Annotated in this window: 9 protein-coding genes; 7 read left to right on the top strand and 2 right to left on the bottom strand. The window is 68.6% G+C overall.

Annotation, left to right across the window (positions count from 1 at the left end; translation table 11 throughout):
- Positions 1-68: 68 nt before the first annotated feature.
- The gene (locus A2X88_09145) at positions 69-560 is read left to right on the top strand and encodes a hypothetical protein (GenBank protein OGP33573.1); all 492 of its coding nucleotides are present in this window, start codon (positions 69-71) and stop codon (positions 558-560) included.
- Between the two features lie 35 nt (positions 561-595).
- A complete protein-coding gene (locus tag A2X88_09140) occupies positions 596-1096 on the top strand; it encodes a hypothetical protein (GenBank protein ID OGP33621.1) in 501 nt (166 codons plus the stop codon).
- Between the two features lie 3 nt (positions 1097-1099).
- Here A2X88_09140 and A2X88_09135 read toward each other — a convergent pair whose 3' ends face one another.
- Together A2X88_09135 and A2X88_09130 are read right to left on the bottom strand one after the other, a co-directional pair.
- On the bottom strand, positions 1100-1831 hold the full coding sequence (locus A2X88_09135) for a hypothetical protein (protein OGP33572.1): 732 nt from the start codon (positions 1829-1831) through the stop codon (positions 1100-1102).
- A 63-nt stretch (positions 1832-1894) separates the two neighbouring features.
- Positions 1895-3274, bottom strand: coding sequence for a peptidase C69 (locus tag A2X88_09130; protein OGP33620.1), 1380 nt, complete (start codon positions 3272-3274; stop codon positions 1895-1897).
- Positions 3275-3383: 109 nt separating this feature from the next.
- Between A2X88_09130 and A2X88_09125 the strand changes: the two genes are divergently transcribed.
- The 5 genes from A2X88_09125 (at position 3384) to A2X88_09105 (ending at position 9281) form a co-directional block, all read left to right on the top strand.
- Complete coding sequence (locus tag A2X88_09125; protein ID OGP33571.1) at positions 3384-5084, top strand: hypothetical protein; 1701 nt, start codon at positions 3384-3386, stop codon at positions 5082-5084.
- An 86-nt stretch (positions 5085-5170) separates the two neighbouring features.
- Complete coding sequence (locus A2X88_09120) at positions 5171-5788, top strand: hypothetical protein (protein ID OGP33570.1); 618 nt, start codon at positions 5171-5173, stop codon at positions 5786-5788.
- Positions 5785-7431 (top strand): peptide-binding protein, encoded by a 1647-nt coding sequence (locus A2X88_09115; protein OGP33569.1) that lies wholly within the window; start codon positions 5785-5787, stop codon positions 7429-7431. The genes A2X88_09120 and A2X88_09115 overlap by 4 nt, the downstream gene beginning before the upstream one ends.
- Positions 7432-7438: 7 nt before the next feature.
- A complete protein-coding gene (locus A2X88_09110; GenBank protein OGP33568.1) occupies positions 7439-8413 on the top strand; it encodes a diguanylate cyclase in 975 nt (324 codons plus the stop codon).
- Positions 8414-8423: 10 nt separating this feature from the next.
- Complete coding sequence (locus A2X88_09105) at positions 8424-9281, top strand: peptide ABC transporter permease (protein ID OGP33567.1); 858 nt, start codon at positions 8424-8426, stop codon at positions 9279-9281.
- The last annotated feature ends 594 nt before the right edge of the window (positions 9282-9875 follow it).

The raw sequence follows: 9875 nt of genomic DNA, 5'->3' as shown, positions 1-9875 counted from the left end.
AGTCGGGCTGTCCCGCGGGGGCCGACGGGAAGCCGTTTCCCGCCGACGCCGCCGCGCTTCGCGACGCCATGGCGCCGGGCCTTCCGCTCTCCGAGGTCTGCCTCCATCCCCTGGCGGCTCCTCTCTCCCCGCACCTGGCGGCCCGGCTGGAAGGGGTCGCGATCGACCCCGGGCGGGTCCGCGAGGCGGTCCGCTCCGCGGCCGCGGCCGCGGATATCGTGCTCGTGGAGGGGGCGGGGGGGATCGCGGTGGAGCTGGCGGAAGGATACTCCTTCGCCGATCTCGCGCGGGACACGGGGATGGCCGTGCTGGTGATCGCGGAGGACCGGCTCGGGGTGCTGAACCACCTGAAGTTGACGATCGGATACCTGGCGAGCTCGGGACTCGCACCGGGCGGGGTGATGTTGAACGGGCGCTCCGCGGAGCCTTTTCCCGCGCGGGAATTCAACGAGGAGGAGGTCCGGCGGATCGCAGGGGACCGGTACCTCGGGAGGATCCCGCACGGGGCGGACTCCCTGCCGGAGGAGATCTTCTCCCGCTTCCGAAACGCAAGGATCTGACCCGCGGGGGGGCTCTTCCCGATATAATGACGCCCATGTGCCCGCGGCCGCGGCGAACCCTCCTCGAGCGGGGGAGACGAATCTTCCGGTACATCTACCTCCGCCTGGTCCGGGTCGGAGGGGACCCGGTCCACGCGGCGCTGGGCTTTGCCCTCGGCGTCTTCCTCGGCGTCTTTCCCACCTTCGGGCTGGGGATCCCCCTCGCGCTGCTCCTGGCCTCCCTCTTCCGGTGGAACCGGGTCTCGGCGACGCTGGGCTCCCTCGTGATGAACCCGCTCACCACCCCCTTCTTCTGGAGCCTCTCCGGGACGGTGGGGGCGGCGATCTTCCACGCGGACGCGAAGAAGGTGCTGCACAGCGTGCGGAACGGGGAGAGCTTCCACTCCCTGACCGCGGCGGCCGGCATCTATCTCGCCGGAAACCTGGTCGTCGCCCTCGTGTTTTCGGTGGGCGCCTACTTCGTCGCTCTCCGGGCGGTCACCCTCTACCGGCGGAAAAAGAGGGAGCGCAGGATGCGTCTGCGGGAGAGCGGCTAGCGGCTACCCGCTCTTTCCCCGGTCCACGATCCACACCACCCCGAAGCTCAGGAAGAAGAGGGCCAGCAGGGGGAGCGCCATCAGCGTGAGGTTGAAGACGTCGGGCGTGGGCGTGAGGACGGCGGCGAGGACCGTGCACCCCAGCACGGCATGCCTCCAGTTCTTCCGGAAGAAGGAGGGGCGAAGCCACCCGATCTTCGCCAGGAAGTAGGAGACCAGGGGAGCCTCGAAGGAGACGCCGAGGGCGAGCAGCATCGTCCCGCAGAAGGAGATGAACCGCCGCGCCGAGATCATCGCCCGGAACTCCTGCGTCTCGAAGCCGACCAGGAAGCCGATGCCGGCGGGAAGCAGGAGAAAGTAGCCCAGGAGGACCCCGGCGGAAAACAGCAGGGTCGCCATCGCGATGACCAGTCCGCCGAGCCGGTTCCACGCGGGGAGCCTGGCCGCCACCGTCCCCTGCCACAGGAGCCAGACGCCGACCGGCAGGGAGAGCGCGATCCCGCAGTAGAGGGCGATGGAGAGCATCGCCAGGAAGCCCTCGGAGGGGTCGTAGGCGACCAGTCGCCGGTTGAGCAGTCCCGCCAGGCGCAGCAGGATCGCCTCGGAGAAGCGGAAGCAGAGGCCGGTGAGGGCGATCACGACGATCGCGTAGACCGCCACCCCTTTCCGGGCCTTCTCGACCTCTTCGAGGATCCCTCCGAACCGCCCCTTCAGGCCCTCCCCGGCATCGATCATCGCACGGGGGATTGTATCCTTCCGCGGCCCCCCCGGGAAACCGGAGAAATCGGCCGGGGTGGATCATCCCACCGTGAGGAAGGGCGGTCCGAAGCGGAGGGTGGGCTGGGCGTCGCCCACCGGGACCCCCTGACCCTCCTTCCCGCAGGTGCCCAGGCCGAAGCCCAGGTCGTCGCCCACCCGGTCGATCATCCCGAGCGCCTCCGGCCCGTTCCCGGTGATCGTCGCGCCGCGGACCGGCTCCCCCTGCCGGCCGTTCTCGATACGGTACCCCTCGGCGACCTCGAACATGAAGTCGCCGGTCACCGTGTTCACCTGGCCTCCTCCCATCTTCCGGACGAACAGCCCCCGGTCGACCGACCGGAGGATCTCCTCCGGGGAGGAGGTCCCGGGGAGGATCACCGTGTTCGTCATGCGGGGGATCGGCCGGTGCCGGTAGGATTCCCGGCGGCCGTTTCCGGTGGGCGGGACCCCCTCCTTCCGCGCCAGCAGCCGGTCGTAGAGAAACCCGCGCAGGATCCCGTCCGACACGAGGAGGGTCCGCCGGCCGGGCGATCCCTCGTCGTCGATCCCGAACGATCCCCGCTTCCCCGGGATCGTGGCGTCGTCCACGATCGACACGAGGGGGCTCCCCACCCTCGTCCCGAGGGAGTCCCGGTAGACCGACATCCCCCGCCGTGCGAGGTCCGCCTCCAGGCCGTGTCCGACCGCCTCGTGGACCATCGTGCCGCCCGCCTCGGAGGACAGGACCACCGGCATCCTTCCCCCCTCGATCCTCCTCGCGGAGAGGGCGCGCAGCGCCCGGCCGGCCGCCTTCTCCGCGAGCGTCCCGGGGAGGACCTCCTCCAGGAACTCCCAGCCGGCGGTCCCCCCTCCGGTCTCGTATCCCATGGTCAGCCCGGATCCGTTCCCCGCGACGCACTGCACCGTGAGCAGCGTGAAGGTCTGGCGGTCGGCGGCGAACACTCCGGGGTGGTACGCCACCTCGATCCGGCGCTCCGCCTCCCCGTAGGTCGCCCGGACCTGCCGCACCGATCGCGAAGCCCCGCGCGCGACCCGGTCCATCGTCCGGACCAGTTCCACCTTCTCCGCGATCCCCCGGGTGGAGGGGGGAACCCGGACCGGCGACGGGTTCTCCGCCATGGTGGGCGACGCGGGAAGGGAGACGGGGACTCCACCCCCTTCCGCGTACCGGGAGAGGTCCCGGGCGAGGGAGAGCACCGCATCCCCGGCCCTGTCTGTCGTGTAGGCGTAGTAGGTCTTCTCCCGGAAGACGAGCCGGATCCCGATCCCGGAATCGGTCCCCTCCAGCACCCGCTCCACGCGGCCGTCCTCCAGCAGGACGGAGAGGGTCCGAACCTCCTCGAAAAAAAGCTCTCCGCATTCCCCCCCGCGCGACAGCAGGGAGGAAAAGATCGAATCCAGGTCCAGCCCGGCAAGCATCCTGATCCTCCAGGGGAGCGTTTCGCGCATCCGGCCGGAGAGGCCGGACGGTGCGGCGTCCGCTCCGATTATGTATACTACACTGGAAAATGTACCCTCGAGGGAGCCCATGAGAACGGGAATCATCGTCGTGACCGTATCGCTGTTCCTCCTCGCCCCGGGAGCGGAGGCATTCCACGGGAACCTGTCCGGGATGCAGGCGCGCCTGGCCGGGAGGGCCTACTCGGAATTTCTGTCGGGCTACCTCGCATACCGGAGCGGCAACCTCGATGCGGCCCTCGGGGGCTACCAGAAGGCCCTCCGGTACGCGGAGAACGAGCCGGAGATCCTCTACGAGATCGGTAACGTCCTTGTGAAGAAGGGGAATCTGGACGAGGCCAGGGGATACCTGGAGCGCGCCCTCGAGGCCGACCCCGCCCATATCCGGTCCCGGTACCTGCTCGCGGGGGTCCTGGCCGCCACCGGAGAGAAGGAAAAGGCGGCCGGCCTCTACGAGCGGGTCCTCTCCGACCAGCCGGAGAAGGAGGAAACCTACCTCCACCTCTCCACGCTCTACGCGGAGAGAGGGGATTTTGCGAAGGCGGAAAAGATCCTCACCACGCTGGTCTCCCGGAATTCCGAGGCCTACTTCGCCTACTACTACCGCGGGCGGCTCCTGGCGGCGCAGAAGAAGTTCGAGGAGGCGCTGGCCGATTTCGACAAGGCGCTTTCCCTCTATCCCCATTTCGACGGGGCCCTGGTCGATTCCGGGGGGGTGCTCGAGATGATGGGCAAGCACGCCGAGGCGGAAGCAAGGTACCGGAAGGCGCTGGCGAACAACCCCGCGAACCCTTTCGTGCGGGAACGGCTGGGCCGGGTGCTGATCCTGGAGAAGAAGCTCGACCAGGCGGTCGGCCAGTACGAGGAGCTCAAGAAGTTCTCCGACGGGAACCTGGACGTCCGCGCGAAGCTGGGGCTTCTCTACCTCGACCAGGACCGGTTCGACGATGCGATCAACGAGTTCCGGTTCGTCCTGACCGCCCAGCCGGAAAACGGGCAGGTGCGCTATTTCCTGGCCACCGCCTATCTGGAAAATGGGCTCTATCCCGAGGCGGAGAAGGAGTTCCGCGCGATCCCCGATTCCTCGCCCGTCTACCGGGAGGCGATGCTTTACCTGGCGATGTCGCTCGGGAAGCGGAAGAAGCTCGACGAGGCGATCCGGCTGACGCAGGAACTCCGGGGGAAGTTCCCGGACGACATCGACCTCATGATCTTCCTGGGCACCGAGTACGAGGAGGCGAAGCGCTTCGAGGAGGCGCTCGCGGTCCTGGACGAGGCGGCGAAGAAGGATCCGGACAACGCGAGGGTCTTCTTCTCCCTGGGGGTCGTCTACGACAAGCTCGGGAAGCTGGAGAAGGTGGTTGAGTCGATGAAGCGGACGATCGAGCTCGAGCCGAAGCATGCCACGGCGATGAACTACCTCGGATACACCTATGCCGACCGGAACATGGAGCTGGACGAGGCCGAGCGGCTGATCGTGCGGGCCCTGGAGCTGCGCCCCGACGACGGATACTTCGTCGACAGCCTCGCCTGGGTCTATTTCCGGAAGGGGGATCTTCCCCGGGCGGAGCGGGAGATCCGGAGGGCGCTGTCGCTCATCCCGGACGACCCGATCATCCTCGAGCACATGGGGGACATCCTGGCGGGGGAAGGGAAGCACGAGGAGGCGGCCCCCTATTTCGAGAAGTCGATCGCGAAAGGGCACGAGAACCCCGAGGAGATCCGCAGGAAGCTGAAGCAGGTCCGCAAGGGCGACTCCGGCCTGAAGTGACGCGTGTGGCGCTTCTTCTCCTGCCCGCCCCCGGAAGGAGGCCGCCCTGCCGGAGCGGCCCGGGAGCAACGGGGGCGCCGCTCCTGATGGCGGTTCTCTGCGCCGCCGCGCTGGCCGGCTGCTCCCCGTTCCGGTACCGGCTCGCGGGGGAGGAGGCCGGAAAGGCGGCCGCCCTCTTCGCGGGGGCCTCCGGCATCCCCTACCCGATCGTGGCGTCGTTTTCGGGAACGGCGGAGGTTTCGGGCCGGGTCCTCCCGTTCGTCGCGGGGGTGCGCTCGCGGGGTCCGGTGGAGGAGACGGTCGGGTTCTACGACCCCATGGGGCGCGCCGTGCTGTTCCTTACGAACGACGGGGGGCGCGTGACCGTTCAGCGCGGGCCCGCCGCGGGAGAGTTTCCCCCGGGGAACCTGCGGCCCGTCCTCGCGGGGCCGGTTTCGCTCGGGCGGATCCTGGCCGGCGCCCCCGGGTACCCGGTGGAGGGAGGGGAGGCCGGGAGGACGTCCGAAGGGGGATGGGCGTTCCGGGACGGGCGCCAGACCCTCTTCTCCGACGCGGGACGGCGGCACCTGGCCCGCGCGGAATACGGCATCTCCGGTACAAGGATCACGGTGGCCTACCCGGGCCGGGATTCCTCCGCGCCGCCCGGCAGGGTGGAAGTGGAGCTCCCCGGGGTCCGGATCCTCCTGCGGAGGGATGTGGAATGAGCCGCCGCACACGGGTTGCGCTTCTGTTCGCCCTGGCCTTCCTGGCGGGATGCTCGGGGGAGAAGAAGGAGTCGAAGGGGGGGGCGGCTGCCCCGGCGCCCGCGGGCCCCCCCGCCTACGGGGACGCCATCGTCGAGGGGAGCATCGGGGACGTGAGCGGCTTCCTCTCGGCCGTCACCTCCGACTCCGCGTCGCATGCCGCGGCGAACCATGTCTTCGACGGGCTGGTCCGCTACGACCGGAATCTCAAGCTCGAGGGAGAGCTGGCCGAATCCTGGGAGGTATCGCCCGACGGGAAACGGATCGTCTTCCGGCTGCGCAAGGAGGTGAAGTGGCAGGACGGCGTCCCGTTCACCTCGGAGGATGTGCTCTTCACCTACCGGAGGATGATCGACCCGAACACCCCGACCGCCTACGCGGAGGACTTCAAGCAGGTCAAGAAGGCGACCGCGCCGGACCCGCATACCTTCGTCGTCGAATACGACAAGCCGTTCGCGCCCGCGCTCGCCTCGTGGGGAATGCATGTCCTCCCGAAGCATCTCCTGGAGAAGTACCCCGACATCTCCCGGAGCCCCCTCAACAAGAAGCCGGTGGGGACCGGCCCGTTCCGGTTCCTGGAGTGGAAGACGGGGGAGAAGACGGTCTTTACGGCGAATCCGGAGCATTTCGAGGGGAGGCCCTACCTCTCCCGCGTCATCACCCGCGTCATCCCCGACCCGGCCACGATGTTTCTGGAGCTCAAGTCGGGCGGCATCGACATGATGGGGCTGACCCCCCTCCAGTACACGCGGCAGACCGAGACCGCCGAATTCCGGAAATCCTTCAACAAGTACCGCTACCTCTCCTTCGGGTACACCTACCTGGGGTTCCGCCTCGACCACCCGCTCTTTTCCGACAGGAGGGTCCGGCAGGCCTTCGCCCACGCCGCCCACAAGAAGGAGATCATACAAGGGGTCCTCTTCGGGCTCGGGCAGGAGGCGACGGGCCCCTACAAGCCGGGGACCTGGGTCTACAACCCGGACGTGAAGCGGTACGCCCACGACCCGGCGAGGGCGAAAGCCCTCCTGGCCGAGGCGGGATGGAAGGACGCCGACGGCGACGGTATCCTCGCGAAGGGGTCCCGGAAGTTCGTCTTCACGGTCCTGACGAACGCCGGGAACGAGAGCCGGGCGAAGACCGCCGCGATCCTCCAGCAGAACCTGGCCGCCGTCGGGGTGAAGATGGAGATCCGGACGCTGGAGTGGGCCGCCTTCATCAACGAGTTCGTCGACAAGCGCAAATTCGACGCGGTGATCCTGGGCTGGAACATCACCCAGGACCCCGACCAGTACGACATCTGGAGCTCGAAAAAGACGGGCCCCAAGGAACTGAACTTCGTGGGGTTCAAGAACGACGAGGTGGACCGGCTCCTCGAGGAGGGGCGGCGGACCTTCGACGTCGAGAAGCGGAAGAAGGCCTACTTCCGGATCCAGGAGATCCTGGCGGAGGAGCAGCCCTACGTCTTCCTCTACTACCCGGACGCCCTCCCGGTCGTGCACAACCGGATCCACGGGATCGAGCCGGCGCCCGCGGGGATCTCCTACAATTTCATCCGGTGGTACGTGCCGACGGCGCAGCAGCGGTACACCACCTTCCAGCAATAGGGGACCGATGCTTCGCTACATCGCCCGGCGCCTGATGCTGTCGATCCCGCTGCTGCTGGGAATCAGCCTGATCTCCTTCCTGGTCATCTACGCCGCCCCCGGGGGGCCGGTCGAGATGTCCACCGACCTGAACCCCAAAGCCACCGCGGAGTCGCGGGAGAGGCTGCGCGCCTACTACGGGCTCGACCAGCCGGTTCATGTCCAGTACCTGCGGTGGCTCGGGCGGATGGCCACCCTGGACTTCGGGGAGAGCTTCTCCCGGGACGGCCGGAAGGTCTCCGAGAAGATCGCGGAGCGGATCCCCGTCACGCTGGCGATCAACGTCCTGTCGATGCTCCTGATCTTCGCGGTGGCGATCCCCCTGGGGATCACCTCCGCGGTCCGGAAGGACTCCTGGTTCGACCGGATCTCGACGGTGACGGTCTTCGCCGGCTTCGCCGTGCCCACCTTCTGGCTCGCCCTGCTCCTGATGATCCTGTTCGGCGTGAAGCTGGGGTGGCTTCCCATCTCCGGGCTCGTCTCCCTGGAGCACGATTCCCTGGGGACGGCGGGGAAGGCCTGGGACTATGCCCGGCACCTGGTCCTTCCGGTCTTCGTGTCGGCCTTCGGGGGGGTGGCCGGCCTCTCCCGGTACATGCGCTCGAACATGCTCGAGGTGATCCGGCAGGACTACATCGCGACGGCGCGGGCGAAGGGGCTTCCCGAGCGGAAGGTGGTCTTCCGGCACGCGATGCGCAACGCCCTCCTCCCCTTCATCACGATCCTGGGGCTCTCCATCCCCGGGCTGCTCGGCGGGTCGGTCATCTTCGAGTCGATCTTCGCGATCCCCGGGCTGGGGCAGCTCTTCTACCAGTCGGTGATGTCGCGCGACTACCCGCTGATCATGGGGGCGCTGGTGATCGGCGCCTTCCTGACCTTGATGGGGAATCTCCTTGCGGATGTCGGCTACGCCATGGCCGATCCGCGGATCCGGACGGAGTAGGGGAGGCGGCATGGGCGCGGAAAGCGGCTCCATCTTCCGGGACTTCCTGCGGCGGCTGGCGCGAAACCGTCTCGCCGTCGCGGGCGGGGTCGTCGTGGCGTGCCTGTTCGTCGTCGCGGCGGCGCCGGGGCTCTTCAGCCGGCACGATCCGAACCGGATCGAGATCCTGAAGATCCTGGACCCCCCGTCGGCGGATCATCTGATGGGGACCGACGAACTGGGGAGGGACGTCCTCTCCCGGATGGTCCACGGGGCGCGGATCTCGATGAAGGTCGGCTTCGTCGCCACCGGGATCGCCACCGCCATCGGGCTCGTGATCGGGCTCCTCGCCGGGTTCTACGGGCGGTGGGTGGACGCGGTGCTGATGCGCTTCGTCGACGTGATGCTCTGCTTCCCCTCCTTCTTCCTGATCCTGGCGGTGATCGCCTTCCTGGGACCCTCGATCCTGAACATCATGGCCGTCATCGGGCTCACCTCCTGGATGGGGGCCGCGCGGCTGGTCCGGGCGGAGACCCTCTCGCTCAAGGAGCGGGACTTCGTCGCGGCGGCGAGGGCCCAGGGGGCCGGGAACCTGCGGATCATCTTCCGGCACATCCTCCCCAACGCCCTTGCGCCGATCCTGGTCTGGGCCACCCTGGGGGTGGCCGGCGCCATCCTCGTGGAGTCGAGCCTCTCGTTCCTGGGGATCGGGGTGCAGCCGCCCACGCCGTCCTGGGGGAACATCCTCACCGCGGGCAAGGACAACATCGAGTTCGCCTGGTGGCTCTCCGTCTACCCCGGGCTCGCCATCCTGGTCACCGTCCTGGGCTACTACCTGCTGGGCGAGGGGATCCAGGACGCCGCCGACCCGCGGCTGAAGGGGAGGTGACCGGTGCCCGCGCGTCCCGGCCCGCGATCCGATCGGCGCGTGACTCCCTCTCGCGAGGGCGCTCGGGAACGGCTGCGCCGCCTCGGAGGGGGGCTTCGCTCCGAGCTCCCTCCGCCCGGAATTTTTATCTCCGCTCATCCCCCCATCCTTCGGCTGGCTCCGCCGGGTTGCGCGCCCCGTCGCGAGGGCGTGCGGGAACGGCTGCGCCGCCTCGGAGGGGGGCTTTGCTCATGGCTCGCCGTGCGATGCACCCGCCCGGCTGCGCGTTACTTGCTCCGCCCACCCTCCTGCGGCTTGCTCCGCCCCGGTGTGCGTCAATTCATGAGGCCGCGCGGACCGGTTCCGCCGGGGTCCGAGTCCTTTGCGGCGGCGCCGATATCCGGGGACCCGCAGCGATGCGGGGGGGGTCGACGAGGCGGCGGGGACATTCCTGGTTCAATTCCGGGTGGCGGTAGAGGAGTGTCCCCACAACAGGGTGCCAAATCCGGCGAGCGGAACGGCAGCGAGCGGGCGAAGATCGCGAGCGTAGCCGAGGGGACCTCCCCCGCGAGCCAGGGGCCCCGGTTGCAGGCTTCGCCAAGCCGAAGGAGGGGG

Source organism: Deltaproteobacteria bacterium GWC2_65_14 (assembly GCA_001797615.1).
Lineage (GTDB): Bacteria > Desulfobacterota > Deferrimicrobia > Deferrimicrobiales > Deferrimicrobiaceae > GWC2-65-14.
The sequence above is the reverse complement of the archived record's forward strand: the minus strand, read 5'-3'. Positions and strand labels throughout refer to the sequence as shown.